The organism is Paenibacillus sp. ISL-20 (assembly GCF_018613005.1).
In the GTDB taxonomy this organism is placed as follows: Bacteria; Bacillota; Bacilli; order Paenibacillales; family Paenibacillaceae; genus Paenibacillus_AQ.
Genome location: NZ_JAGGRD010000030.1, coordinates 44,832 through 71,220, shown reverse-complemented (window position 1 = coordinate 71,220; position 26,389 = coordinate 44,832). Strand labels below are relative to the sequence as shown.

Here is a 26,389-nt window from a genome sequence, read left to right as displayed (position 1 = left end):
TTCATTCAAAGCAGCTTGCACGAAAGCCCAAGGGAACCGGGAAATCAGCGTAAGTCTCAGGTATCTTCGTTACAAGCAGCAAGTGAGAGAGAAACTTCGAAGTGAGGAAGGCTATGCGTTGTCGGTGCGGCTGGTCGAACCGGAGAGTGTATTTGGGCAGTTGAAGAATAACCGGGGATTCCGGCGATTTCTGCTTCGAGGACTGACGAAAGTGAGCCTAGAGGTCGGATGGCTTTCGCTTGCCCATAATCTGCTCAAGCAAGAGGCAACGGACCGAAAAGCAAGAAATGGCGGTGCAAGGATAACATCCTGAGCACCGCCATTTCTTCATTTGAAACATTTTTAATCGGACGAACCGTCCATCAAGTGAGCAAACCTACTTATGGGACAGCTCCTTCTTTTTCAAGCCCTGCGGTTTCTTGAAATCCACTCGGTATGAATTCCCTCCGGTATCGTCTTCCTTCGCCTCCGGCTTCACGGCGAATAATGTGAGCAGGCCACCTACAGCCGCGACAGCTGCCAACGTGCCGAACAGCACCCAATGATTCGCCCCGAGCAGCAGTGAAACAACTGGCGGACCGAGCGATACGCCGATAAAACGCATACTGCTATATAGGGAGGTAATGGTACCGCGCTGCTCCTTCTCAACACCTTCCGTCAACAGCGTGTCCATACATGGCAGTACCATCCCGATCCCGATGCCACCAAGCGTCATCATGCCGACTACAAAATAGATCTGTGCACTAAATCCGGTAACGATCAAGGAAGCCGTCAAAATGGCCATGCCCGCGAAACCGGTCCACTTCTTAACCGCTTTATTTTTGCCCGTGAATTTACCGGCTAAATAAGATGAAAGACATAACAAAGCTAGCGGAATCGCAAGCACCAGCCCTTTCACCACACCGTGTAAATGGTAAGTGCTTTCGAGCGTTTCCGACAAATAGAAAAGTACGCCGAACACGCCAAACATCGCGATGCCGCCGATGGCAAATATCGCATACAGCCATCTTCCCTTCTCGTGCAAAACCTGCTTGGTTGTTTTCAAAAACTCGCGAATGGATTGTTTATCGTTATGATTTGACTTTGGCGTCTTCACAAGAAAAATGACAAGCACGATAGAGATCAGGCACAGAATTGGAATAGCTATAAAGGGCAAGAACCAGATAAAACTTCCGAGCAGGGCACCCAGTATTGGACTGACTACCTTGCCAAACGTATTGGAGGTTTCGATAATACCCAAGCTCTTACTAACCTCTTCTTCCTCTTTAAACATGTCACCGACAAGCGGAATGACAATGGGGAATGCCCCGGCAGCACCAATTCCCTGCAGAAACCGACCCGCCAAAATAACATAATATGCCGCTGTCCCACTCAGCATCCAAGCTGCTACAGCCGAGACTGCTCCGCCTAACGCCGCAATAATTAAGCTTGGGATGATGATTTTCTTTCGTCCATACCGATCCGATAAATAACCGGCAATCGGAATCAGTAAGATGGCGACAACAGCATATACCGTTATAAGCATACTGACTTTGAAAGAACTGATCCCCAGCGCTTTTGAAATCTGCGGCAAAATGGGAATCAGCATGGAATTTCCCAACGTCATGATAAGTGGTATGGATGCAAGGGCAACCAGATCCCATTTTTTGTTTTCCATGAGAGAAAGACCACCTTTGCGTTATCTGTCATCCATATTGTAGGTTCTTTTACCCGGAATATGCATGATTGCAAGGTGGCCGTTTTTTCCCATATGCAATTTTTCCTTATTTATACTTTAAAGCCGGACATCAACTGCCGCAGCTTGCTGGACATTACGTTCAAATCCTCAACGGAATTTGTAATTTCCTCCATAGAGGCCAGCTGCTCTTCCGTGGCTGCACTGACGCTTTGGGTTCCACCTGCCGTTGTCTCCGTGACCTCCTGAATTCTCCGGATTGCATGAACAAGCTCTCCTGCTCCGGAATCCATCTGTTTAGTTGCAACAGTGACACTCTGAATTTGTTCGTTCAATTCGCCGACGGATTGCTCAATGTCCTTAAAGGCTCTCTCGGCTCCCTGTGCCACGTTCATACCCTCGGTCACTTCGCGGGTGCCCCGCTCCATGACGCCGGCCAAATCAACAATATCCTGCTGAAGCTCATGGACGAATTGTCTGATTTCGACGGAGGAGTTTGAGGCCTGATCAGCTAATTTCCGGACCTCAGCGGCTACAACCGCAAAACCTCTGCCATGCTCACCCGCCCGAGCGGCCTCAATGGAGGCATTCAAGGCAAGCAGTGATGTCTGCTCTGCAATTTCGATTATGATCTGTCCCATCGCTCCAATGTTGGAGGCCTTTTCGCCGAGCGCCCGCACGGATTGCGCAGATTGATCCACACTGGTGCGTATGCCTTCCATCTGAGCCAGTGTATGTATAAGTGCCTGTTCCCCTTCAGCCGCAAGTTGGTTCGTCGTTGCTGCCAATCCGGAGACGTCTTGGGCGGCATGAGCGATATGTTTCATGCCTTCCGCCATGTCCGTTACCGTAGCTGTCGTTTCCTCCGTATCCTGAAGCTGGTTCTCTACCCCGGCCGCCAGCTCTTCCATAATCCCAGAGGTTTGCTGAGAAGCTTGACGGATTTCCTCGGTCGTGGAGTGCAGCGTCGAAGCTGCGATACCAACTTTGCCAGCCGTATCCTGCACCTGTACGACAAGCACCCTGAATCCATCAACCAGTTTATTGTAGGCGTCGGCTACCGCCCTGATCTCGTCTTTCGTCGTAATCTGCAATCGGGTAACCAGATCACCTCCGCCCTCGGCAATCTTCAAGAGTTGTTCGCTCATCTGATTCAAAGGACGAATCGAGCGAATAAGAAGATATCCTTGTATCGCAAAATAAACGATACCTGCAATACCAATCAGCATGATCACCATATTCTGAAATCTGCTGCTGTTCGCAATCTGGTCAGCCTGCTTAGCCAAGGCTTCATTTTTATGCACCGTAAATTGGGCGATAAGCGTACTGAAAGAATTGCGCACTTCCCGTTCCTGGTTAAACGCAGCTTCATATACCCGGAACGGCACAGCCTTGTAAAAACCGGTGTCATACCCTAATTTGTTTAACACCTCAGTCACGGCCTTAGTGTATATGACATACCCGGTTTCGATCTCGTTAAATACCTTTTGGTCTTCCTCAGCCGTCATCAAGCCTTTGGTTTCAGCCATGAGTTTGGCAACGGACTCCTGTTTCACTTTCAATGAATCTGCAAAGGTCGAATCCCCGGTCAATAAGTAGCCCCGCTCATCATTAGAGACACCCGTCAATAGGGTCTCCAATTGCGTCAGGTTATAAATGACCTTCTGATCCACTTCAATAATTTCGCTGAACCTCTTCTCCGTCATGTTCGAAGTGATGAACGCGATGATTACGATAACCACCGTAACCGTTGCAAGAATCGTAGACGAAAGAATTAATTTTGTTTTTATCTTCATCCGCAAGCACCCGACCTTTGATATAAGTAATAGACCCCCAATCCTTTTTTCGTCAAATTTGTGTCCAAAATGAATAGACTCGGCGGTCGAGAAAGCACTTATTCCGAAAATTATTGAAAAAAATTATTAATCACCGGTCAAATCATGATAAATATTGGATAACTCCCTCCTTATGGTATAACGCATATTCCCTAGCTCTTCCTAAATTCGTTTCCGTTTTTTTCCTTTGCTATGAAACAAGGATGGTTTTCATCTAACAATCATGAAAAAAAGGCCTGCCTGAGCCGGGCTCAGACAGACCTTTACTCGTTTAATATTCATCCGGGATAAAGTGGCTTTTTTCCCCGATATGATACACATGAAGTTTGTGCATGGCACGCGTACAAGCAGTGTAGAACAGTTTTCGGTCGCTTTCGCGGTGGTACACATCCTCTGAGCCGTTGTATATGATCACTGCGTCGAATTCCACGCCCTTGGCCAAATAAGCAGGAACGACAAGCGTTCCTTTCTCAAAAGCCGGAGTGGTTTTGGTAATTAATCGTGTTGGTATATCTGCGGACAACTGCTCGTGTAAGCGTCTGCTCTCCTCTTCTGTCCGGCAGATCACCGCCACGTACTGGAATCCCTGTTCATGAAGCTCACGGATATCAGTAATAATCGCTCCATGCAGGTGTTCTTCATCGTTTACCGCAACCACACGCGGAGCTTCGCCGCTCCGGTTAAATGGAACGATCCGCTCCCCGCCCGGTATCATCTGCCGCGTGAAATCAACGATTTCATACGTGGACCGGTAGCTTTGCGTCAGATTGATAACCTCCGTATCCTCCTTGCCGTACAGACTCACCAGATTTTCGAGATTGCCGAGCGCCTCTCCATGTGCGTAAATCGCTTGATTAAGGTCTCCCAGCACCGTCATTTTCGCTCGTGGGAACAATCGCTTCAGGAATTCCAGCTGGAATCCGGAATAGTCCTGGACTTCATCAACAATGACGTGACGAATCGACGTGTTCGTGCGGAAGCCTTGAAGCAGCTCCTTCAGATAGAGGAACGGAGTCGCATCCTCATACAACAGCGATTTGTTGTCCAGTGACGCAACGGTAAGATAGCAGATTTCTTCCCAATAATCCGGGAGCGTCTCCAAATTTCCGGCCGCCCGGCGAAATAACGATTCATCCGTATATAGTTTTCGATACATGCCCTTCACATCCACATAACGGAACCGCTTGATCCAGCGTCTGACCGGCTTGAGCCGAGTGCTGATGACCATTTTGGCAAGGACGTCCCTTTCCTTATCGAAATCGTCAAATGTGTCTGCCTTCCGGTTTTGCTTACGTCTCATCGTTTGAAAGGCCCGTTGATAATCATCCGTATCCAGCAGCTGGATTTGCTCCTCCACCCAGGGGGCGTCTTTTTCGCTCTGAGCAAACTCCGACAGACGTTTCAGCATCCACTCTTTCATGAGGTCGATCCGGCCAGCAAGCTTAACCGCCGCATCATAACCATAGAACTGCGCGGACATTTCTTCCGAGCTAACGATAACTTTACCTTGGAATACGACCGGCTTAAAGAGCATCCCGCCCTGTTCCAGCAGCTCCTTGTATCGTCTGATGGTGTCCAGATAAGCACCCGAGGATTTATAGGATATACTCTGAAGCCTTGCCCGATAACGCGGCGAATCGTCCGTATTCAGCAAGGTTTCCGTCTGCGTGAACACGTCTTCGAGCTCAAACTCTTTGCCGAGCCGGTGCTCCAGATAGGACTGAAAGGTCGTCTGCTGCATATTGTCTTCGCCAAGCTCCGGAAGAACCGTGGATACATAACTGTTGAAAAGCGGGTTCGGTGAGAACAGAATCATCTGATCGGCCCGAAGCGTCTCCCGGTACTTATACAACAGATAGGCCACTCGCTGCAGTGCCGCTGAGGTTTTGCCGCTGCCGGCAGCCCCCTGAACGATTAGCATGCGGGTTTTGTCGTTTCGGATGACGGCATTCTGTTCCTTCTGAATTGTAGCTACGATGCTCTTCATCCGATCATCCGCGCTATGGCTGAGCACCTGCTGCAGCAGCTCATCCCCGATCGTTACCCCGGTATCAAACAATACCTTGATCTCGCCGTCATGGATGACGAATTGGCGCTTAAGCAGCATTTCGCCTTTGACCGTACCCGAAGGCGTTTCATATTGGGCAGGGCCGGGTGCCCCATCATAATACAAGCTTGATATCGGAGCCCGCCAGTCGTAAACCAGAAACGTCTCCATATGTTCATCCAAAAAAGATCCTGTCCCCAAATAAATGGTTTCCGTCTCCGTGGTTCCATCCTCTTGAAAATCAATGCGTCCAAAGTAAGGGGATTCCACAAGTTTTCTATACTTTTTAAGCAGCTTGCTGGATTGCAGATGGGCATGCTCACGTTCCGCGAGCACCTGCGACTGCTGTCTCAGGTTGGTGGACGTTTCACCCAAATCGTCCGGGTTGCTGAAGTTGACCGTTACTTCGTCCCAAAAGTCTTTCCGCATATTAATAACGACTTCACGGATATCTCCGACGCTCGCTTCCAGCTGAGATATTTTATTACCGATTTTCGTTGTCACTTCCGTTACCCGTGCCTGTTCTTCTTTCCAATCCTGTTCGCTGATAGCCATTTGTTCATCCCCCTAATATACTGGTTGACAGCGCAATTTGCCTGTGTTATAATACAATTGTGATATTCTAACCATGAATTCTAATTTTAATGACAAACCATTGTTAATTATAACAATGTGCTCCGTATAATTCAACATCGAATTTCAGAACCGACCCACCGGGCGGTTTTTTTGCGTTTATATACAATACCATCCCCAAGGCTCACTGCCAAGAGGAATCATCCTAAATCCTGGTGCATGAAAACAGCCGATCAAATATGGCATCTTGATCGGCACCCTCATGGTGAACTTCAATTATTTACGCAGCCACGAGAACAAGGCCTCATCCTGCTCTTTATCGGCCGCAACGCGGCTGATATGATCCGCTACCCGGTTCAGCCGGTCAAGCTGATATCCGTAATCATACATGGAGGCGGCCACCACCGACAGCCGAAGACCCCCGGAATTGGCGCCTGGCCCGCACATCACTTGCTCCATGAACGTTTCATTGTTCTCCGCCATGATCTCGGCTTCGTCCTCATTCGGTTTCAGTTTATCTTCGAATTTCCACAAAATATGTTCATGGTACTTTATTAACCGCTCCAGATTGTGATCAAACTGCTCATCGATTTCCTCGGATCGTTCCGCCTGAAAATAGTGGTTCTCCACCGCATCCAGCACTTCATACCCCTTACGAAGGGATTGGAGCAATTGCTTATACACCACTAGCTGTCTTGCTTGACTGTACTTGGCCCGCTTTAGCTTCCTCTGCTCTTCCTCAAACAAATTATATTTGTCGGACAACGATTTGATCGCCGATTCCAGCTCCTTCTTCTCCGCACGGTACACCGAATCCTTCATTTCATGAGAGATCGCCGTGCGCAGCAGCAGTGACATTTTGCCAAATACAATATGAATCCGCGTGATGTACTGTTCCTTGGGTTTCGGGGGAAACACAAGAATATTGATAAGAAATGCAGATATGATACCGATAATCGTCAGAATAAAGCGATTGAGCGCAAAATCCCATTGACCTGAAGCTTCCATCACAGATATTACCGTGACGAGCGTAAGTCCGATGGTCTCACCCATATTCAGCTTCATACAAATCATAATCACTAGAATACATACCAAACCGACGGAAATCGGCTGATTTGATAAAAAATATCCTCCGAGCATCGCCAGAATCGCACCGAGCGTACTGGTCTGCAGCTGGTCCAGGAAATATCTCCAAGACCTGTATATGGATGGCTGCATCGCAAAAATCGCGGCTATGGCGGCAACGACAGGGGATTTAAAGTCAAAGAGCATGGCTAAATAAAGAGCCAGCGTCACGGCTAAGCCGGTTTTGAACATTCTTGCTCCAAACGCCACAGACAGCCCTCCTTACCCAACCCAATTTCACATCTATGGATACACACCATGATACATACTCCTCCGTTTGAACCGCTATTACATGAATTACCCTTTCGCTTCCAATGTTATGCAGTTTCTGATTCATTCACATCTTCCGGGTTGGCCCGCTTCCCCATCCTCTTCTCGTAAGATCGGACCAGAAATCCAAGCCAAGCGCAAGCAGCCAGATATCCACCAAGAATATCGCTTGGATAATGGACCCCAAGATAGACTCTGCTTAGTCCGATGCCGAGAATCATGACGACGGAGATCGATATTAAAGTCCCTCTCCCCGCCCTGCTGTCAATATGTCTCCACAACAAGTAAGCCAACACGCTGTAGAACGAGAAGGCAGCCATGGAATGTCCGCTGGGATAGCTGTATCCCGTGATTTCAATTAAGCGGTGGATGTCAGGCCTTGCCCGTTGAAAGACCCATTTTAATAATACATTCAGAATAGATGAACCGAAGACGACCACAATAAGGAGAAGGATCTCCACGCGGTGCCCCAGTACCCAATATAGCACGGCGATTACAATCAGACATAACACAATCACCGGTCCGATAGAACCTATAAACGACAGTCCGATGGCGATATCCGTGATAAGCGGCTGCTCCCAGGCTTGTACCGTTGTTATGATCGCCAAATCAAACGTTGCCAGGCTTTGCCGCTGTACCAAAGCAGCCAGCGTGACAAATCCTATGAAGCTGATCATCGATATGAGGAAAATCCAGCGTTGTCTTCCTGAAGTCGGGTGTAGCTTCTGTCCGCTCAACTCTCTTTTCTCCTTTGTCCTTTGTTTCGAACCCGTGCGAATTGGTGAAAACAAGATAATATCATTTTCCCGAGATAAAGGAAAGGTCATTTGGGATATACATGAAATATCCCGTAGTCTATGTCAAAATCGCAATGATTACTCTTTCAAGGAAATTTTTACCGTAAAGGAGCATGTCCACATGAAGATTCTCGTTGTCGGTGCCAACGGCCAAATCGGCAAACAGCTTACACATCTGTTGCAAGACCATGAAAGATATACCGTGAGAGCAATGGTACGAAAAGAGGAACAGGCCGCCCCATATCAAGCTGCCGGAATTGAGTGTGTTCTTGCAAACCTGGAAGGATCGGTCGAGGAGCTTGCTGATGCAACGAAGAATTGCCAGGCTGTGGTATTCGCTGCCGGCTCAGGCGGAGCTACCGGATACGATAAAACCCTGTTAATCGATCTGGACGGAGCCGCAAAAATGATCGAAGCCGCCGAGCAGGCATCTGTTTCGCGTTTTGTGTGATCTCAGGGGATACTCCCATATCCAAAGCTTTATCCTCCATTTAAAGCGTTGCCTTTATCAAAAAAATCGCCCCTTAGTATAAGCGGTACGGTTGTATCCGCTCATACTTCAGGGGCGATCTTTCAGTTCTGGTTGAATAATAACCAGCTCACAATAAAAGCGGTCCATGCCAACGCATAGATTGTGAATTGCTTCGTCAAATTAGCTTTTGTTTTGTTACGCGCCTGTCTTCTGCAGCATTTGATTCCGCAATATGTCTTTTACCGCATCCACAGCTTCTTCCACCCGGTCCACCGCCACAACGATGGGCGTGCTTCCCTCATATTGACTGAAAGAGTGATTATACTTGGGATCATAATAATGCTCGAGCAGCAGCTGTATTCCCTGAGCAAATCGACCCTCTTCCAACGACTTGCCGATTTCCGCAGCGATAGGCGTGTGGATCCTGCTTTTGATTAACTGAAAGGCTGCTAAATATTGCTCTTTAAAAGCAGCAGGGTTGTAATCCTCCAGAATCTGACGAACACGCTCGGGCATCGGCAGTTCCAATACGATGGCTACCCCCGATTCCTTCTTCTTCATGAGGAAATCGGGGACGACAATTTTGCCAATCCGCTTGCTCTCCGCCTCAAATAACAAATACGGCGCAGATTCCAGTTGCTTCAGCCGCTCAACTAATCCCGAATCAAACGTCTTCTGATTATTCGCCTGGAGACCGATATGTCCAAAGATCGAGCCGCGATGCCCTGCCAGCCCTTCCAGGTCCACGACCGGGTAGCCTTCCTGCTGAAGCTGTTTAAGCACTGCCGTCTTGCCTGTGCCTGTCAAACCATGAAGTACAAATGCTTCTGCGTCCAGACTTTTATGCTCCAGCGTATCCAGCACATACTTCCGGTAAGCCTTAATCCCGCCCGTAATCCGGTTGACATGGATATCCATTAAAGAGAGAACGGTTGCGGCGGTCCGGCTGCGCATTCCGCCCCGCCAGCAATAGACCGCCTTATCCCCTTCGATCTCCTTGAATTGCTTCACAAAGCTCGGGAGCTTGGCCGACATAATGGCAAGTCCACGCTCTTTAGCCGCATCCACGCTCACCTGTTTATAAATCGTCCCGATCTCCGTCCGTTCTTCATCATTAAAGACCGGAATGTTCAGACTTCCCGGAATGGTGGAATCCCTGTACTCCGAAGGGGAACGGACATCAATCAAAGTAATCTTCTTCTTGCTTTGCAGTTCCATTAATTCTTTTACGGTGATGTCTTGAAACATGTCTGTTCGCTCCTTTATTGATACAAAACCCAATTCCCTTTATAACTCAACGACAATCCGATTCGGATGGTTATCCACGACCTCACCGATTCTTCCAGCTTCCAGACCGGCATGGCGAAGCTCTGCCAGAAGCTGATCCGCCTGCGAGCCATCAACCGCAATGAGGAGTCCTCCTGAAGTAACGGCATCGCACAATATCCACTTATCAATCTGGTCCATGCTGTCCGGGAAATCCACGTCGTCCTTCACGTGATCATAGTTGTTTTTTGTGCCGCCTGGAATAACACCGCCATCGGCCATCTCTCGAACCCGCTCCAGAATGGGAACAGAAGGTTTAGAAATCCGGATCCCCGTGCCGCTTCCTTTCGCCATTTCAAGCGCATGGCCAAGGAGACCGAAACCAGTCACATCCGTGCACGCATGCACCTCATATGGTTCCATGAGCTCGGCAGCCGTTTTGTTCAATGCCGCCATCACGGCGGTAACTCGGCGAATCTCCTCATCGCTTAACAGATCCTTCTTGATGGAACTCGTCAGGATACCCACGCCAATTGGCTTGGTCAAAATCAATGCATCGCCTGGCTTAGCGCCGGCATTGGTTCTTACTCTGTCCGGCTGGACAGTGCCTGTAACGGCAAGGCCGAATTTTGGTTCTTTATCATCGATGGAGTGCCCCCCAACCAGGGTTACCCCCGCTTCCTTCAATTTATCCCCCGCACCTCTCAAAATATCCGTCAATACCTGCTTGTCCAGCGTTGAGATCGGAAATGCCACGATATTCAAAGCAGTCAACGGCTTGCCTCCCATGGCATAAATATCGCTGATGGCATTCGCTGCAGCCACTTGTCCAAAATCATAGGGATCATCCACAATCGGCGTAAAGAAATCGACAGTCTGAACCATAGCCAACTCATCCGTAAGGCGGTATACGCCTGCATCATCACTTGTATCCAAACCAACCAATAAATTGGGATTCGGCTCGGCTTGCGGGAGCTTGCGAATGACCTGTGCCAGGTCCGCAGGACCGATCTTGCATCCGCATCCTCCTTTAGAGGAATACGAGGTTAATTTTATTTTCTCCGATTGACTCATCACGGGTCTTCCCTTCGTCTTAAGAGTTAATTTTAACAAAACACATGCAACAACCCCGACATGCAACAACCCCGGCGTGGATGCTTAAAAAACCTCTCATCTACCCCGGGGATAATCTGATATTCGTCCGTTTACTAACACTTGTGATCACACACAATATCTATATTATAAGAAATCGGCTCCTCCAAGTCTAATGGTCTTCCTATTTCTTGCAATTACCGGAATAACTTTCTTCGTTCTGTCCACAATGTGTTATACTATTTGATTGCATATGTAAATCATTTCACTACGCATCGGGGGAGTATAGATCATGAATCACTCAAGCGACGGCAGAATGGCCTTTGATCATTCGGATCGCAGGAGAACCATCTGGTTCATCACCATCTTCATCATCATTGCAGCAACAGGGCTAACCTACGTAAAATGGTGGCCTTATTACGATAAAGCGCTCAAAGCGATTATGGAACACAGCATCGGCTCCTCCATATTAGGCATGGACCCGGGCAATGTCGCGCCTTCTTGGCAAGCGGCCTGGGAATATGCGGTCACGTATTTTAAAGCAGTTTGGAAAGCGGCGGTGCTCGGTATCCTGCTCGGGACCTTGATCCAGTCGCTGCTGCCCTCCCAGTGGCTGCTCCGCGTACTTGGCAAAACCACCTTCGGCAGCACGGCAATTGGAGGAATCGCCTCCATTCCGGGCATGATGTGCTCCTGCTGCGCAGCACCGATCACGATCGGTCTGCGTAAAAAAAAGGTGTCCGTAGGCTCCGCCCTCGCGTTCTGGATCGGTAACCCGACCATCAATCCGGCAACACTCGTGTTTATGACGTTTGTTTTGTCATGGAAATTCACCGTGCTGCGTTTGGTCTTCGGCATCATTCTAACCTTTGGCGTCAGTTATCTGGCTAACCGCTTTGCCAAAGAGGCGAATCCAGTAGAGATTGACGCGCCAGAAAGCACTGAACAACTCGATGAACGTCCGCTGTGGAAGCGCTGGTTCGCGAGCATCGGTCATATGATTATTCGGGTGGTTCCGGCTTATTTTATCGCCGTGCTTCTCCTTGGAGCCCTGCAAGTGTGGATGTTCCCGCATTTGGGTGCTGCTGCTGGAAACACGCTGCTGGCCGTCATCTTCTTCTCCGTGATGGGAATGCTGTTTGTCATTCCAACCGCAGCGGAAATCCCGATCATTCAGGCCTTTATGGCCGCGGGCCTCGGAGCGGGCCCGGCCGCAGCGCTGCTTCTGACCCTGCCGGCCATCAGTCTTCCATCTCTTCTCATGGTGAGACGCTCATTCCCGAGGAACGTCATGTGGTTTGTTGTTGCTGCCGTGGTCCTGCTTGGAATTATATGCGGTATAGCGGGAATGCTGATCCTGTAGGCCCAGCTCCAACTTTTTCGATTATCTTTTCAATTTTTATTTTTTCTTAAGGTAAACCCTTGGCTTATCTGGTAAAGTGATTAAAGAATGAACCAACTCATTATTACATGCAGTCGAAGGGAGTCAATCATTAAATGAAAGATAACGATTTGCAGCCAAACCATCCGGGGCAACCCGAGGATGAACTAGGACAAGCCCAAGAGAAAGAGAATAACCAACAAGATCCGGGCAGCTTGTCTAATGAAGAAGAAAGAATAGATTCAACCTATCCTGAGTCGATCGAGCTTCACAAGGATGAGAACGAACAGCCTGCACTCATGCATCCAGCAGGGGATCAACCGCAATACGATGAACAGTCCCCTGCAGGTGGCGGCGGCAACGGAAGCAAAGGTTGGATGATCGCTTCGCTGGTATTGGCGGCAGCGTTAATCGTCGTCCTGATTGTCCCTCCGTTTGCCAAGGGATCCGGTAATGAAGCTATAGCTAAAGTCAATGACGTTAACATTACCAAGGATAATCTATACAATGAGCTTGTCAGCGCAGGCGGTAAACAAACACTCAATTCCATGATCACAGAGGAATTGATCCAGCAGGAGCTCAAGAAGAAATCCATTACAGTGACTGATGCTGACGTAAATAAAGAAGTGGATACCTTGAAGGCAACTTTCCCGTCCGAGGATCAATTCAATTCGGCTCTTCAGCAAAATGGCATGACGCTTGACGACCTGAAAAAGCAAACCAAAACCCAGGTCGAGCTCAAAAAACTGATGGCCGACAAAATCAAAGTCACCGATGAAGAAATTAAAGAAATCTACGACCAATACAAAGACAGCTTCGCAACGCCTGAGCAAGTTCGCGCATCCCATATCCTGGTCGAGACCAAGGAAGAGGCCGATGCCATCGAGAAGCAGCTGAAGGAAGGCGCCGACTTTGCAGCGATTGCCAAAGAGAAGAACCAAGATGCTACGAAGGAAACCGGCGGCGACCTTAACTTCTTCGGACGCGGTGAGATGGACCCTGCATTTGAAGAAGCAGCGTTCAAATTGAAGAAGGGTGAAATCAGCGCCCCAGTGAAGAGCTCCTTCGGTTATCACATCATCAAGGTTACCGATCGTAAAGCAGCCACGAACCCTACCCTGGAAGATAAGAAGGAAGAAATCCGCAGTCAGCTCGAGAGCCAGAAGGTTTATTCCGAATCCACAGCCTATATCCAAGAGCTGAAGGATAAAGCAACCATCACCAATACGCTGGAAGAAACTCCGGCTGAAACGCCAGCAGATCCTGCAGCTGAAACACCAGAAGCACCTGCTGCACCTTAAATGTGAGTCCAAGCCCCTACCCTAGCGGTTTGGGCTTTTTTTTAATGCGATATAAAAAGTTCTTTAAACCCCAGGGAAAACATGTTAGAATGTAAGCGTTATCAAATGTTGATCTTGGAAAAGGGGGAAGCAGAATGATGAAGCACGTATCGGAATCCCGCAACATGTATGAGGACTTCGTGGTGGAGACAGACATTCTGTTCTTTAAAACCGGATCGCACGGTTTGGTCAGCTTTCACGGCAGAAACTATAACATTAAAAAGAGAATGACTGCCGAAAAAATCGCATCCCTGCTCTCCGGTAAACAGTTCTATCATGTCGGCGGTAACTGCTACGTTAACGTAGACAAAATCACGACGGTAGAACAAGGCATCGTTTACTTTGGGGAGAAGGCACCTTCTGCTAAACATCTTCGGATTCCGAGATGGAAGCAAGAGTCACTCAAGCGCCTTGTCGCTGAAGTAAAACAGCCTGTTTGAGAGCAGTGCTCTCTTCAGAATCAGGCGCAAAACACAGAAGATCCCGTATCCGTTAACCGGAGGCGGGATCTTTTGGTTTACAGGGTTAAAGCTTCAGTTTTTTAGAGCATTGACTATGTACAGATGCTTCAGCGGCATTGCACCGTTTCTGTACTTCCGGGCACCGGATTCAAACAGAACGTACAGATCATTACCCCTCATCGCAATATTCTCGGACATCGGAGGCATCGTCAGCGGCGTAGCCGCAGCCTTTCCCTTTGCTCCACGAGGATATATGAGCAATTTGCTTGCATTGTTGCGGCCGCAGGATTGGCTGTACACAACGCGTGATTTCGTCACGAGCGCCCCTTGTATACGGTCAGGTGTACTCCATGTATAGGTACACCTCTCTTCCATCGTCATAATCTATAACGGTATGATTTCCACCTTGCTTACCTACTTAAATGTAATGTATTCTGACCTAAGGCTTATGAACATAGAGAGGATGATTGCGCATCGGTCCCTATTTTGATCCGAGATATCCGGAAGTTTTTACTGCTTTCTCCATTGAACATTGGATAGCCATTATGGTATTTATCGCCCTTGGCTCGCTGTTGTACCTGTTCAGGACTACAATCGCCTCCAAGCCTTCTTTGCAAAAGACCGTGAGATGGGGGCTTCTTGCTGCACTTTCGTTACCCGAAGCCTCCCTTCATATCTGGTATGCGTCAACGGGAATATGGGACCCTGCCACTTCGCTTCCATTGGAATTGTGCAGCTTGACCCTGTTTCTCTCCATCGCCATCCTGCTTACGGATGAACGCCGCCTATATCCGCTGGTTTACTTTGCCGGTATCGGAGGGGCCTTGCAGGCTATATTAACCCCCAATCTGGGTTACCCTTTCCCACACTTCCGGTTCTTTCATTTCTTCGTTGTCCATATCGCGATCATATTGACCGCGTTGTACATGACATGGGTTCGAGGATACCGTCCAACCTGGAAATCCATCGCCTGGACGATGGTCTTCCTAAACGTGTCCGCATTTGTTGTCGGTCTGGTCAACCTCGCTGTCGGCTCGAATTATATGTTCCTGATGCACAAGCCAGACACCGCTTCGCTGCTGGACCTGCTGGGACCGCATCCCGTATACATCCTCGTTGAGGAACTCATCGCACTCGCGCTGTTTATCCTTATGTATATCGCCTTTTTTGTCATTCCGGATCGCTTGAAACGCAGTCGCCGCCCTAAACAGGAACCAACGACTTTTTCTTCGGCTGACAGTTGAAGAAAGCGTCCTATAAATATAAAGCGTATGGATTGTAAACGCCCTGTGTATTCGGGTGCCGCAATCCATACGCTTTTTTTCGGGGAAAAGAAAAGCCTAAACTAGATCCTTAATCCTTAAGATACAGCCTGGAAGTTGCTTCCCAAATTTCGCCCGGAGCCAAACCGAACAGGCCGATATCGTCAGCCGGCAAGTCCACGTTCGGTGCATTCACCAGGTTGATCTGTGGTTCGGGACAGAAGAACTTCCGGGATGCCTTGTTGTTCCATACCATCCACTGCTTATACGAATTGCCGACATCATAAACGAACGTTTGACCAAGCTTGGTATCCGTCAATTCCATGCGGTTTCTGCCATTTTGCGGAACGGCCGTGTAATGGTTGTCCATCGAATCGAAATAAGGATTTACGCCGCTTGTCCGAAGCAGTTCTTCTTCTGACGTCAGAGTCTGGAACTTGCCAGTCGGCAGCATCCGCTCACTCATTTCCCACCGTTCGCCCATGGTAATTCTCACGACGCAGTCATCCGCCGTGCTCTCGGGTGCAAACGGAGCGTTGATCGCCGTATGGAAGGCTAGCAGGCACGGCATGCTGCCGGTTCCTAAATTACGAATAAATACATGCTGAGCCAAACCATCCTGATTCAGTGTATAGCGAAGCCGGAACGTGAACTGGTGCGGAAGCATGGCATATACGGGATGATTCTCATCAATGGTGACCGACACCACCACGTAACTTTCAGCCTCGCTGCTGCCAAAATCCTCGACGCTCCAAGGGATCGTATGTAAAAAGCCATGGAGGTGATTGCCCGTCGCTTCTTCATTGATCGGGAACTGATAGGTTTGTCCCTTCCATGGAAACCGGCCGTCCTCATAACGGTTAGGCGGAAAGAGAACAGGAATGCCGTGAACGCCTGGATTGGATTTGAATGCTTCCATTTCGTCTGCTTCCGGTTCGCGAAGGAACCGGTAACCGCTTTCGTTATCCCTAAAAGCGATGAGATTGCCTCCGATTTCGGGCAATATCGCCGCTTCGTAAGGGCCGTGCTGGAGCCAAACCGCGCGCGCTCCGTGATATGATCCTTCATACGCTTGGTGGTTCATCGGGTCATCTCTCCTCTCAAGTGTGAACGTATATAGATTATCATACCAATGCCCTTAACTTCTATATTTGAGGAGGGATAGTCATCAGAGTCATCCGCTCCCCCCTCACCCCGTTTGTTTAAAATTACATGCCGGTTAAGACGTAAGTTTCGTTTTAGAAGAGTTTTGCAAAATTGGAGCCGAGGCCGATTGATCGCTTGCTGCATGCTGTGTGGCCGAGACCAGCTCCTCATCCAGTTCCTTCATGTATTCGGACGTCTGCTGCTCACTCCACCCCAGTACCGTAGCCATATAATCGATCACAGGCAACTTCCATTTTCTCGTCCAATCGATATGAAATAACAGGGAACCTGTGCGACGGATAAAAAAGTCGGCCGGCTTCGCCGCCATCTCATGTTGAATCGCATACATCAGCGGACCCAGCACCGATACCGGAAGCGCCGCTGCTTCCGCCTGTTCGGAGCCCTCCTTGGCCAAGCGGAACAATTCCGGCACGTTGGAGCCGTACGTTCGCGCCCACTGCTCGGCGAGCTTACGGTCAATTCCTTGCGCGGCGCCGATCTCCGCCTGCTTGCGGACAAAATCAGGGAATTGGCCGGAGCCGCCAACCTGACCGCCGGAAATCGGCAGATTTTTCGTTACGCAGTCACCAAACGCTTTCCCGCCATTCTCTTGGATTCGTTTCGCAACCAGGTCGACAACGGTGTCGGCCATTTTACGATAGCCGGTCAACTTCCCTCCGGCAATGGTAATCAGGCCAGACGGGGACTCCCAAACTTCATCCTTGCGTGAAATTTCGGACGGGTTTTTGCCTTCCTCTAGTATAAGGGGGCGAACTCCCGCCCATCCCGATTCAACATCTGCCGGACTTAGCTTCACGCCAGGGAACATGTAATGAATGGCTTTCAATATATAATCCCGGTCTTCCACCGTGATCAAGGGACGTACGGGATCGGCCTTGTAGACCGTATCAGTTGTTCCCACATAGGTCTTCCCGTCGCGAGGAATAGCAAACACCATTCGGCCGTCAGGTGTATCGAAGTACACCGCCTGACGCAGCGGGAACTGGGATTGATCGATGACCAGATGAACCCCTTTGGTCAGCTGAAGCATTTTCCCCTTCTTGGACTTATCCATTTCGCGCACCTGATCCACCCAGGGCCCTGCCGCATTTACGATTTTGGTTCCGGACACGGACTTGGTCCCGCCACCCAGCATATCCCGCACGGTGATACCGGTGATTCGTCCATTCGCATCATAATTCAATGATTCGGCCTTCGCATAATTGAATAGAACCGCCCCTCTGGCGGCTGCCTCCTTCATGACCTCCAGCGTTAGCCTGGCATCGTCCGTCCGGTATTCCACATAATAACCGCCGCCCTTAAGGCCCTCCTGCTTCAGAAGCGGCTCCCGCTTCAGCGTCTCGGATGCGGACAGCATGGAACGCCGTTCTCCCCGCTTTACGCCTGCCAGGAAATCATACACCATCAGCCCGATGGAGGTGCTGAACCGCCCAAAGGTGCCACCCCGGTGTATCGGCAGGAGCATCCACTCCGGCGTGGTAACATGCGGCCCATTCTCATACACAACAGCCCGTTCTTTGCCAACTTCGGCCACCATGCCAACTTCAAACTGCTTCAGGTACCGCAGTCCGCCATGCACCAGCTTGGTCGAACGGCTGCTCGTTCCTGCGGCAAAATCCTGCATTTCTACCAACAAAACCGACATCCCGCGGGTGACCGCATCCAGCGCAATCCCCGCACCGGTTATACCGCCGCCGATTACAATCAGATCAAAGGTTGCCTCTGCAATTTCTTGAAATCGATGCCTGCGTTCCAAACTTGAAAATGACTGTTCCTGCTTCACAATGAATCCCTCCCAGTATGATTTACCCTGTTTTTATCTATCGTTACCTTCTAATGAAAAAAGACAGCAAAAAAGAGACCACGAAACGCGCAGTAACAAACCCCATATCATGAGGTATTCCGCGCCTAGTGGTCTCTCCAAGTCTCCAGACATGTATTCACTTATTGATTATTATACCATAGAAAATGCTAATGAAAAGCCATTGCCGCATAAACGGCTTTTTTCCAGCCGCTGTATAATTGCTCCCTTACGTCTTCCTCCATGGTTGGCTTGAAGCTTTGCCCCATGGTCCATTTGCTGCAGATTTCCTCCTGATCCTTCCAGAAGCCGACAGCGAGCCCTGCCAGGTAAGCGGCACCGAGTGCCGTTGTCTCCGTAATGTTGGGCTGTTCCACCGGAACATTCAAGATGTCGCTTTGGAATTCCATAAGAAATGTGTTGGATACTGCCCCTCCATCCACCCGCAGCGATGAGATGCCATAGCCGGAATCTTCTTCCATCACGGATAGGACATCCCGAGTTTGATACGCAAGCGACTCCAGGGTTGCACGGATGAAATGCTCCTTCGACGTGCCTCGCGTCAGGCCGAATACGGCCCCTCGGACATCGCTGTTCCAGTATGGACTGCCGAGTCCGACAAAAGCTGGCACCACGTACACGCCATCTGTTGAGTTGACCCGACGCGCATAGGGCTCACTGTCCTTCGCCTCGCGGAACATACGAAGACCGTCGCGCAGCCACTGGACCGCCGAGCCGGCCACGAACACACTGCCCTCAAGCGCATACTGTACGCCGCCATCCAGTCCCCAGGCGATCGTGGTGATCAGCCCATGCTCGGATTTTACGGGCTGGTCGCCAGTATTCATCAGCATAAAGCTGCCGGTTCCGTAGGTCGTCTTCACCATGCCTTCCGAGAAGCAGGTCTGCCCAAATAGCGCCGCCTGCTGATCGCCGGCCGCTCCGGCAATCGGTACCTCGCGTCCGAAGAAATGATAGGAAACGGTATTGGAATATACCTCGGAAGAAGGCCTGACTTCGGGCAGCATGGCCACGGGGATATCCAGGAGCTGCAGGAGCTCCTCATCCCATTTCAATTCATGAATGTTATAGAGCATCGTACGCGATGCATTGGAATAATCGGTCACATGCGCCTGGCCTCCGGACAGCTTCCAGATCAGCCAGGTATCGATGGTCCCGAATATAATGTCTCCGCGCTCGGCCCGCTCACGGGCACCGTCTACATGATCGAGGATCCATTTGATCTTCGTTCCCGAGAAATAAGGATCAATCAAAAGTCCGGTCTTCTCCCGAACCATCCCGTCATGTCCGGCGGCAATCAGTTCCTCGCAGATGCCCGCCGTCTGGCGGGATTGCCAGACAATGGCGTGGTATATCGGTTCGCCACTATTCCGATCCCAAACCACGGCCGTCTCCCGCTGATTCGTAATTCCGATTCCGGCAATCTGATCCGCCTTCACGCCCGCTTCGGATAAGCATGTCGCAATGACCGCAAGAATGGAGCCCCATATTTCATTGGCATTCTGCTCCACCCAGCCCGGCTTGGGAAAATACTGCGGAAACTCCTTATGAGCCGAGTGTACGATCTCTCCTTCCTTGTTGAACAGGATCGCGCGCGAGCTTGTTGTTCCTTGGTCAAGCGCCAGAATGTACTGCTCCAATCAACTTCTCCCCTTCCGCATATGCATTTAACCAAAGATAACGTGCAGGTGGAAACGTTGTCAAATCCATTATTCCGTCAGGGAGAAGCCTAGCAAGTCCTGCAGCAGGACCGAAGCCGCACCCATTAGCTTCTCATCCTCGCCAAGAGAGGCCAGACCAAATACCATGTCCTCCTTCAGAATCGGAAGCGCGTGCCGGTCTATATAGCTGCGAACCATTTCCAGCAATTCCGGATTTCCATGCGCCATGTCCCCACCCAGGATTAGCGCTTCGGGATTAAACATATTGACCAAATTGACGATGGCTGCTCCCAGTAGCTCCGCCACTTCCTCATTCAGATCCCTTGCCAGCTTGTCCCCTCTACGAAGAGCTTCCTTGAATACGGACGGAACAATTTGACTGTAATCTCCCCCGCTCATCTCCTGGATCAGCGTCGGTCTCCCCGTTGCGATCGCCGTAATAATTCGCGAATACACGGCCATCCAGCTGATGTAACTGTCCAAGCAGCCTACATTGCCGCATTCGCAGCGGATTCCGCTGCGGTTTATGCTCGTATGCCCGAATTCGCCGGCACCGCCATGCTTGCCCCTTAGGAGATGATCGTTAATCAAAATACCGGAACCCAGCCCGTCGCCAATGGAAATATAAATCAGGTTCGCGAATGCGTAATCACCAAATCGGCGTTCAGCCAGCACAACGGAATTCATATCGTTCTCCACCCAGGTTCGCAGCCCGTAGCGGTCTTCAACCATCCGTTTCAACGGAACATCGGTCATGCGAAGTTTTGTGTTATAGTGCACCATGCCCTGACTATCACTCACAATGCCCGGCACGGTAATAGAAATCCCAACACACCGCTCTAAGTCTACTTGTCCTGTCATGAAGTCGTCCATCAGGCTCAGCAGCCGCTCGATAACGGCTTCTCCTTGGAGCCCGGCTAGAGGATGCGTTTCCTTCTGGAGCACCTTCGCCTCCAGATTCATGCGGGCCAGCATCATAACCGAATTCGTTATCGCTACAGCGAACAAATAATGATTATCCGGATTGAATTTAAGCAGAATGGGTTTTCTCCCTCCGCTGGAGGAGCCCGTTCCAATCTCGGAAACGTAGCCTTCCTTGATGAGCTCCTGTACGGCTGAGGCGACCGTGGAGGGACTCAGCTTGTTTTTTTTGGCCAGATCGATTCTGGATATGGGTCCCTCTGTGCGAATCTTGTTCAGCACCATGGACCGGTTTAATGCCTGAATCAGCTTATGGTCACCTTTTTTCATATTGTTCAAGCAAGCTCAACCTCTCTATCGTTTCTTCGCATAGTGCGACTTTCTGTATCGGAAAAATGAGGGTAGAATCACTATAACATGTTCCACAACTGAATAAAAACTTATTCCATTACTCGAAATAAGATGTAATGTTAGATCTCATGCTGATTCTCTCATATTGTGAAAAAAAGAATTTAAATGGATTTGAAATCGCTGTCTTGAAAAATAATCGAGGTAATTATATAATCTTTCGCAATAGAAGCTGGTTGTTCTGTCAAGAAAGATAGCATATCGATGTTAACTTTTTTTGACTTATGGAATAACTATCGCTTTTTATTCCACATAAAGGGGGGCTTAAGGGGACCGATTCACTTCGAACAAGCTGTATGACCAACCACGCTTGATCAAAAATCATGTGAATTCAAGGAGGGTTATTTGATGAAAAAAAGAATGTCTGTCCTGATTTCGGTATTATTCGTGTTCACCGCGTTACTGTCTGCTTGCGGAGGCGGCAATGCCTCTGGAGGAGAAAACGGCAAGAAGGTCATCAGTGTCGCTCTGTGGGACGAAAATGTGCGGGACACGCTGGACAAGTCCATTAAAATTTTCAATGAGAAGCACCCGAATGTTGAAGTGAAAGTAACGTACACCCCATGGGCCGATTATTGGACCAAGCTGAAAACCAGCCTCGCCGGTAACAGCGGTCCTGACGTCTACTGGATGAACGGTCCTAACTTTCATTCCTATGCCTCCTCCGGTCTGATCAAAGACCTGTCTCCCCTAATTGAACAAAGCGGTCTGGACACCTCGGTTTATACCGAAGCGCTCGTCGATATGTACACCTATCAGGGTAAACTTCACGGACTCCCTTACTTCCAGGATTCCGTCGGACTTTTTTACAATAAAGAATTGTTTGACCAAGCAGGTCTCCCATATCCCGATAAGAGTTGGACCTGGCAAACCGTCGAGGAGAACGCAGCCAAGCTGACGGATAAATCTAACGGCATTTACGGCTTCATCGCGCCGATCGACAGCCAAATCGGATATTACAACTTCATCGCTCAAGCGGGCGGATACGTCATCTCGGACGATAAGAAATCATCCGGGTTTGATACACCCGAAGCGCTATCGGCCTTCCAGTGGGAGCAGGGCTTGATTGAAAAGGGTTATTCCCCAAGCGCCCAGCAGCAGCTTGAAACGAAGTCCCGCCAATTGTTCGGCTCCGGCAAGGCCGCTATGTTCCCGGGGATTTCGGTTAACTCCCCCGAGTTGTACAAGCTTCTCGGCGACAAACTCGGTGTCGCCGAACTTCCTGCCGGCAAGGAAAAGGCATCGATCGTTCATGGACTCGGCTGGGCCATCAACGGCAAGACCAAGGTCGAGCAGGAATCCTGGGAGCTGATACAGATTCTTTCCGGCAAGGAAGGCCAGGAATTACTTGCCGAATCTGGATTCTCGATGCCTGCGTACAAAGGCACGGAGGGCGGCTGGCTGAAGTCCATCCCATCTCTTGATCTGCAAGTGTTCGTAGACAGCCTGGAGTTCGCCGTACCTTATCCCGTATCCCAGAAAACCGCAGAGTGGCAGGACGCTGAAGTGAAGGAAATTCAGGCGGCTTTCCTCGGAAAGAAATCGTTTGAAGAAGCACTGAAAAATGCCGGCGAACAGATGAATGCGATCCTTGCGACAGAAACGAAATGACGAGTGGCCACGCCCAATACGGAAATTAAGAAAGGACGGTGCAGCCTGTGAGCTCTCCCATCACCGTGACCACAGAACCTCCTAAAACAACAACCAAGCGAAAGGTTGGGAAACTTGCCGTACACGAAGCTGTCTGGGGGTATATCTTCATTCTTCCTGTTGTGCTGGGCCTCGGTCTGTTCTATATGGCACCTTCCGCAGCATCTCTGTTCCTGTCGTTTACGTCGTGGGATGGACTAACTTCACCACAATTCATCGGATTCGATAACTTCGCAAATTTGATGAAGGACGACAAATTCACCGGTTCCTTGCTTAACACGATGCTGTATACCGTCGGTACGGTGCCATTATCCGTTGCACTCGCAACGGTGCTGGCCGTGCTCTTGAACCAGAAGATCAAAGGCATGGTCTTCTACCGCACCCTCTATTTCATTCCCGTGATCACCATGCCGATCGCGGTCGGCATGGTATGGAAATGGTTATACAACTCCGAATTCGGATTGATCAACCATGTGCTGGGCGTCATGAACCTGCCGCAGCCCAACTGGCTGTTCGATGAACGATTCGCCTTGTTCTCCATCGTGCTTGTCAGTGTCTGGAGCACCATCGGATACAATGCTGTCATTCTGCTGTCTGGTCTGCAGGGCATCTCCGGCAGCTATTATGAAGCGGCTTCGCTTGACGGAGCGGGGACGTTGTATAAGTTTTTCCGAATTACACTTCCTCTGCTCACGCCCAGCTTGTTCTTTGTCTTGGTCATGTCCTTCATCAATTCGTTCCAGGTGTTTGACCTGATCTTCATCATGATGGATCAACAGACCACGATGCTGGAATCCACCCGAACGGTTGTATACAGCATCTGGGAAGATGGCTTCAAATACTTCAACATGGGTTACGCTTCAGCGCAGGCCTTCATTCTGTTTATCGTTATTCTGATCATCACCATGGTCCAGATGTATATTCAGAAGCGCTGGGTCCACTACCAATAACAGGAGGTGTGTAGATGTGAATACTTCAACCAATACGGGGAAAGCAAGCCGTCTGGCGGTCCACATCCTGTTAGCTGTCGGGGCGCTGCTCATGATTATGCCGTTTCTGTGGATGATATCCACATCCTTCAAGTCCTTTGCGGACTCCATGTCCGTTCCGCCCAAATGGCTGCCTGTGGAATGGCACCCGGACAACTACCTGCGGGTCATCCAAACCATTGATTTCGGTACCTATTACTTGAACACCGTTATCGTGACGGTGGGGCGGACGGCTGGCCAACTCATTCTGTGCTCCCTTGCAGCCTATGCCTTTGCCAGCTTGAGATTCCCTTTCAAGAACGCCATCTTTCTCGCGCTCTTGGCCGTATTGATGGTCCCTTCCCAGGTCGTTATGATTCCGAGCTTTGTCATCATGCGCGAGTTCAATTGGCTGGACACGTTCTATGTGCTCATCGTACCCGGCATATTCAGTGCCTTCGGCACATTCTTATTGAGACAGTTCTTTATGACGCTGCCGAAAGACCTGGAGGAAGCTGCTAAAATCGACGGCTGCAGTTATTTCCGGATTTACTGGAATATATACTTGCCGTTATCCAAGGCGGCTCTCGTTTCCCTGGCGATCTTCACCATATTAGCCTCATGGAACGATCTGTTATGGCCGCTCATCATGACGAGCTCCGAGGAGATGCGCGTACTTTCCATCGGGATTTCCAGCTTCCAGGGACAGCATTCCACCGATTACCCGCTGCTGATGGCAGGCGCCCTAATGGCTACCCTGCCCATCATCATCCTGTTTATTTTCCTTCAGCGTTACTTCATTGAAGGCATTGCCATGAACGGGATTAAAGGTTAGAACTCGGTAAGCACGAACCATGCAAAAAAGGAGTGTACGGAAATGTTACAGGTGTTAGTTATTGGTGCGGGCGCCATGGGAAGAACCCATGCCGCCGCCTATGCTTTTATGCCGGGCGTTAAACTTGCCGGTATTGCCGATATCCGGGTGGAGGAAGCGCAGCAGAGTTAGCGGACAGACATGGCGTACAGGCCTATGCTTCATTCGAAGCAGCGGCACAAAAGGCGTCGTGGTATTTGAGGAGGTCTTCTGTGCTTTTTATCATTGCGCATCCGTCAATCCAGGTTCAAATGAATGCTTGAATAATATGGATAGCGGGGCTATAATCACGTGTGAGTAATCGAGTTACCGGAATATGTAACCAACATCTTATACGATCAGGAGTGAGGCAACCTATGATTAAAGCAGGCGTGCTAGGAGCGGGAGGCATGGGCGCCGTCCATATCAAAAACCTTCACGGGAACGAACACGTTCAGCTGGCTGCAATATGCGATACCAATGAAACGTTAGCGCAGCAGCAGGCCGAACTGTACGGCACAGCTTACTATACGGACGGCAGCACGATGCTGGAGCAAGAGCAGCTGGATGTGCTCTATGTGTGCATTCCACCATTTTGCCATGGTGATATCGAAGAACAGGCAGCCGCGAAGGGCATTCACCTCATGGTCGAAAAGCCGCTGGGACTGGACGCCCAGTCCGTCCGCCACAAAGCCAAGGTCATTGCTGAAAGCGGAATCATTGCAGCTTCCGGCTACTGTCTGCGGTACCTGGACACGGTTGCGATTGCCAAAGACTTTCTCAAGGACAAAAAAATCGGCATGGTACGCGCCCACTACATTACAACACCTGTACCAACTCCTTGGTGGCGCAAGAAGGCATTATCCGGCGGACAGCTGGTTGAGCAATCCACGCATACCATGGACTTGGTTCGCTACCTGTGCGGCGATATCACTCGCCTGTATGCCGATATGAAGCTGCTGCTGGTAGACGACATCCCGGACCTCGACATTCCGGATGTGGGCGCCATCCAATTCGTGTTGGATTCCGGAGCCGTCGGCCATATGCAAACTGGATTTATCCAGTTCGATCACCGCAGCGGAATCGAGATCATGGGCCGCGACTTCCGCGTCGTTCTGGACGGAACCACGCTCTCCATTGTAGACAAGGAAAAAGAAATCGTGTATCGGAGCAAAACGGACTTTTACAAAAACCTTACCAATGCCTTGATCGACGCCATTCGTAACAACGACCCAAGCCTTGTGCTGGCATCTTATGAAGACGGCTTCAAGACGCTGGAAGTGACGCTCGCGGCCAATGAATCTGCGGAAACTGGCAAACCCGTCATCCTACAACCATAATAA

At 49.9% G+C, this 26,389-nt stretch carries 22 protein-coding genes and 1 pseudogene; 11 read left to right on the top strand and 12 right to left on the bottom strand.

The genetic code is table 11. The features are described from left to right. Positions 1-313, top strand: a 313-nt coding sequence (locus J7E85_RS18695) for a transposase (RefSeq protein ID WP_215160316.1), incomplete at its 5' end; no start/stop codon positions are given. 63 nt (positions 314-376) lie between these two features. On the opposite strand, the gene bcbE is transcribed toward J7E85_RS18695, so the two are convergent. From bcbE to J7E85_RS18670, 5 genes are all read right to left on the bottom strand, one after another. Beyond that, positions 377-1,657, bottom strand: a complete 1,281-nt coding sequence (gene bcbE, locus J7E85_RS18690; protein ID WP_215160314.1) for a bacillibactin exporter BcbE — start codon at positions 1,655-1,657, stop codon at positions 377-379. A 110-nt stretch (positions 1,658-1,767) separates the two neighbouring features. After that, positions 1,768-3,471, bottom strand: coding sequence for a methyl-accepting chemotaxis protein (locus J7E85_RS18685; RefSeq protein WP_215160312.1), 1,704 nt, complete (start codon positions 3,469-3,471; stop codon positions 1,768-1,770). A gap of 310 nt (positions 3,472-3,781) precedes the next feature. Beyond that, positions 3,782-6,112 carry an RNA polymerase recycling motor HelD gene (gene helD / locus J7E85_RS18680; RefSeq protein WP_215160310.1) on the bottom strand — a complete coding sequence of 777 codons (2,331 nt, stop codon included), beginning with the start codon at positions 6,110-6,112 and terminating at the stop codon, positions 3,782-3,784. A gap of 294 nt (positions 6,113-6,406) precedes the next feature. Beyond that, positions 6,407-7,465: an FUSC family protein gene (locus tag J7E85_RS18675; RefSeq protein ID WP_215160308.1), complete on the bottom strand. Its 1,059-nt coding sequence runs from the start codon at positions 7,463-7,465 to the stop codon at positions 6,407-6,409. A 107-nt stretch (positions 7,466-7,572) separates the two neighbouring features. Next, entirely contained in the window at positions 7,573-8,262 is a 690-nt protein-coding gene (locus J7E85_RS18670; protein WP_215160306.1) for a phosphatase PAP2 family protein, read from the bottom strand. 181 nt (positions 8,263-8,443) lie between these two features. Here J7E85_RS18670 and J7E85_RS18665 point away from each other — a divergent pair. Then, positions 8,444-8,770: pseudogene (locus tag J7E85_RS18665) on the top strand (NAD(P)H-binding protein); the annotation flags it as partial. Positions 8,771-8,989: 219 nt separating this feature from the next. Here the strand turns inward: J7E85_RS18665 and mnmH are convergent. After that, positions 8,990-10,042: a tRNA 2-selenouridine(34) synthase MnmH gene (mnmH, locus tag J7E85_RS18660; protein WP_215160302.1), complete on the bottom strand. Its 1,053-nt coding sequence runs from the start codon at positions 10,040-10,042 to the stop codon at positions 8,990-8,992. Positions 10,043-10,081: 39 nt separating this feature from the next. Beyond that, a complete protein-coding gene (gene selD / locus J7E85_RS18655) occupies positions 10,082-11,134 on the bottom strand; it encodes a selenide, water dikinase SelD (RefSeq protein WP_215160300.1) in 1,053 nt (350 codons plus the stop codon). Between the two features lie 310 nt (positions 11,135-11,444). Between selD and J7E85_RS18650 the strand changes: the two genes are divergently transcribed. From J7E85_RS18650 to J7E85_RS18640, 3 genes are all read left to right on the top strand, one after another. Beyond that, a complete protein-coding gene (locus J7E85_RS18650) occupies positions 11,445-12,515 on the top strand; it encodes a permease (RefSeq protein ID WP_215160298.1) in 1,071 nt (356 codons plus the stop codon). Positions 12,516-12,649: 134 nt separating this feature from the next. Beyond that, positions 12,650-13,834 (top strand): peptidyl-prolyl cis-trans isomerase, encoded by a 1,185-nt coding sequence (locus J7E85_RS18645; RefSeq protein ID WP_215160296.1) that lies wholly within the window; start codon positions 12,650-12,652, stop codon positions 13,832-13,834. Positions 13,835-13,968: 134 nt separating this feature from the next. Continuing rightward, a complete protein-coding gene (locus J7E85_RS18640; protein ID WP_009590070.1) occupies positions 13,969-14,313 on the top strand; it encodes a LytTR family transcriptional regulator DNA-binding domain-containing protein in 345 nt (114 codons plus the stop codon). A 93-nt stretch (positions 14,314-14,406) separates the two neighbouring features. On the opposite strand, the gene J7E85_RS18635 is transcribed toward J7E85_RS18640, so the two are convergent. Further along, positions 14,407-14,715, bottom strand: a complete 309-nt coding sequence (locus J7E85_RS18635) for a hypothetical protein (RefSeq protein WP_251035829.1) — start codon at positions 14,713-14,715, stop codon at positions 14,407-14,409. Between the two features lie 86 nt (positions 14,716-14,801). On the opposite strand from J7E85_RS18635, the gene J7E85_RS18630 reads away from it, so the two are divergent. Continuing rightward, on the top strand, positions 14,802-15,578 hold the full coding sequence (locus J7E85_RS18630) for a YwaF family protein (RefSeq protein WP_215160294.1): 777 nt from the start codon (positions 14,802-14,804) through the stop codon (positions 15,576-15,578). 109 nt (positions 15,579-15,687) lie between these two features. Here J7E85_RS18630 and J7E85_RS18625 read toward each other — a convergent pair whose 3' ends face one another. The 4 genes from J7E85_RS18625 to J7E85_RS18610 all read right to left on the bottom strand — a co-directional run bounded on the left by J7E85_RS18625 (position 15,688) and on the right by J7E85_RS18610 (position 21,497). After that, entirely contained in the window at positions 15,688-16,680 is a 993-nt protein-coding gene (locus J7E85_RS18625) for an aldose 1-epimerase (protein WP_215160292.1), read from the bottom strand. A 135-nt stretch (positions 16,681-16,815) separates the two neighbouring features. Beyond that, the gene (locus tag J7E85_RS18620) at positions 16,816-18,546 is read right to left on the bottom strand and encodes a glycerol-3-phosphate dehydrogenase/oxidase (protein ID WP_353049528.1); all 1,731 of its coding nucleotides are present in this window, start codon (positions 18,544-18,546) and stop codon (positions 16,816-16,818) included. Positions 18,547-18,734: 188 nt separating this feature from the next. Then, positions 18,735-20,225, bottom strand: coding sequence for a glycerol kinase GlpK (gene glpK, locus J7E85_RS18615; RefSeq protein ID WP_215160290.1), 1,491 nt, complete (start codon positions 20,223-20,225; stop codon positions 18,735-18,737). A 69-nt stretch (positions 20,226-20,294) separates the two neighbouring features. Next, entirely contained in the window at positions 20,295-21,497 is a 1,203-nt protein-coding gene (locus tag J7E85_RS18610) for an ROK family transcriptional regulator (protein ID WP_251035835.1), read from the bottom strand. Between the two features lie 426 nt (positions 21,498-21,923). On the opposite strand from J7E85_RS18610, the gene J7E85_RS18605 reads away from it, so the two are divergent. From J7E85_RS18605 to J7E85_RS18585, 5 genes are all read left to right on the top strand, one after another. Next, on the top strand, positions 21,924-23,186 hold the full coding sequence (locus J7E85_RS18605; RefSeq protein WP_215160286.1) for an ABC transporter substrate-binding protein: 1,263 nt from the start codon (positions 21,924-21,926) through the stop codon (positions 23,184-23,186). Positions 23,187-23,233: 47 nt separating this feature from the next. Beyond that, complete coding sequence (locus tag J7E85_RS34100) at positions 23,234-24,175, top strand: carbohydrate ABC transporter permease (RefSeq protein WP_215160284.1); 942 nt, start codon at positions 23,234-23,236, stop codon at positions 24,173-24,175. A 16-nt stretch (positions 24,176-24,191) separates the two neighbouring features. Beyond that, the gene (locus tag J7E85_RS18595) at positions 24,192-25,028 is read left to right on the top strand and encodes a carbohydrate ABC transporter permease (protein ID WP_215160282.1); all 837 of its coding nucleotides are present in this window, start codon (positions 24,192-24,194) and stop codon (positions 25,026-25,028) included. Positions 25,029-25,070: 42 nt separating this feature from the next. Then, positions 25,071-25,199: a Gfo/Idh/MocA family oxidoreductase gene (locus J7E85_RS34605; RefSeq protein WP_285228829.1), complete on the top strand. Its 129-nt coding sequence runs from the start codon at positions 25,071-25,073 to the stop codon at positions 25,197-25,199. 224 nt (positions 25,200-25,423) lie between these two features. Next, complete coding sequence (locus J7E85_RS18585) at positions 25,424-26,386, top strand: Gfo/Idh/MocA family protein (protein ID WP_215160280.1); 963 nt, start codon at positions 25,424-25,426, stop codon at positions 26,384-26,386. Positions 26,387-26,389: the final 3 nt, after the last annotated feature.

Coding starts and splice junctions, on each gene's coding strand:
- bcbE (WP_215160314.1), bottom strand. CDS start 1,657: ATGGAAAACAAAAAATGGGATCTGGTTGCCCTTGCATCCATACCACTT.
- J7E85_RS18685 (WP_215160312.1), bottom strand. CDS start 3,471: ATGAAGATAAAAACAAAATTAATTCTTTCGTCTACGATTCTTGCAACG.
- helD (WP_215160310.1), bottom strand. CDS start 6,112: ATGGCTATCAGCGAACAGGATTGGAAAGAAGAACAGGCACGGGTAACG.
- mnmH (WP_215160302.1), bottom strand. CDS start 10,042: ATGTTTCAAGACATCACCGTAAAAGAATTAATGGAACTGCAAAGCAAG.
- selD (WP_215160300.1), bottom strand. CDS start 11,134: ATGAGTCAATCGGAGAAAATAAAATTAACCTCGTATTCCTCTAAAGGA.
- J7E85_RS18650 (WP_215160298.1), top strand. CDS start 11,445: ATGAATCACTCAAGCGACGGCAGAATGGCCTTTGATCATTCGGATCGC.
- J7E85_RS18645 (WP_215160296.1), top strand. CDS start 12,650: ATGAAAGATAACGATTTGCAGCCAAACCATCCGGGGCAACCCGAGGAT.
- J7E85_RS18640 (WP_009590070.1), top strand. CDS start 13,969: ATGATGAAGCACGTATCGGAATCCCGCAACATGTATGAGGACTTCGTG.
- J7E85_RS18635 (WP_251035829.1), bottom strand. CDS start 14,715: ATGACGATGGAAGAGAGGTGTACCTATACATGGAGTACACCTGACCGT.
- J7E85_RS18625 (WP_215160292.1), bottom strand. CDS start 16,680: ATGAACCACCAAGCGTATGAAGGATCATATCACGGAGCGCGCGCGGTT.
- J7E85_RS18610 (WP_251035835.1), bottom strand. CDS start 21,497: ATGAAAAAAGGTGACCATAAGCTGATTCAGGCATTAAACCGGTCCATG.
- J7E85_RS18605 (WP_215160286.1), top strand. CDS start 21,924: ATGAAAAAAAGAATGTCTGTCCTGATTTCGGTATTATTCGTGTTCACC.
- J7E85_RS34605 (WP_285228829.1), top strand. CDS start 25,071: ATGTTACAGGTGTTAGTTATTGGTGCGGGCGCCATGGGAAGAACCCAT.
- J7E85_RS18585 (WP_215160280.1), top strand. CDS start 25,424: ATGATTAAAGCAGGCGTGCTAGGAGCGGGAGGCATGGGCGCCGTCCAT.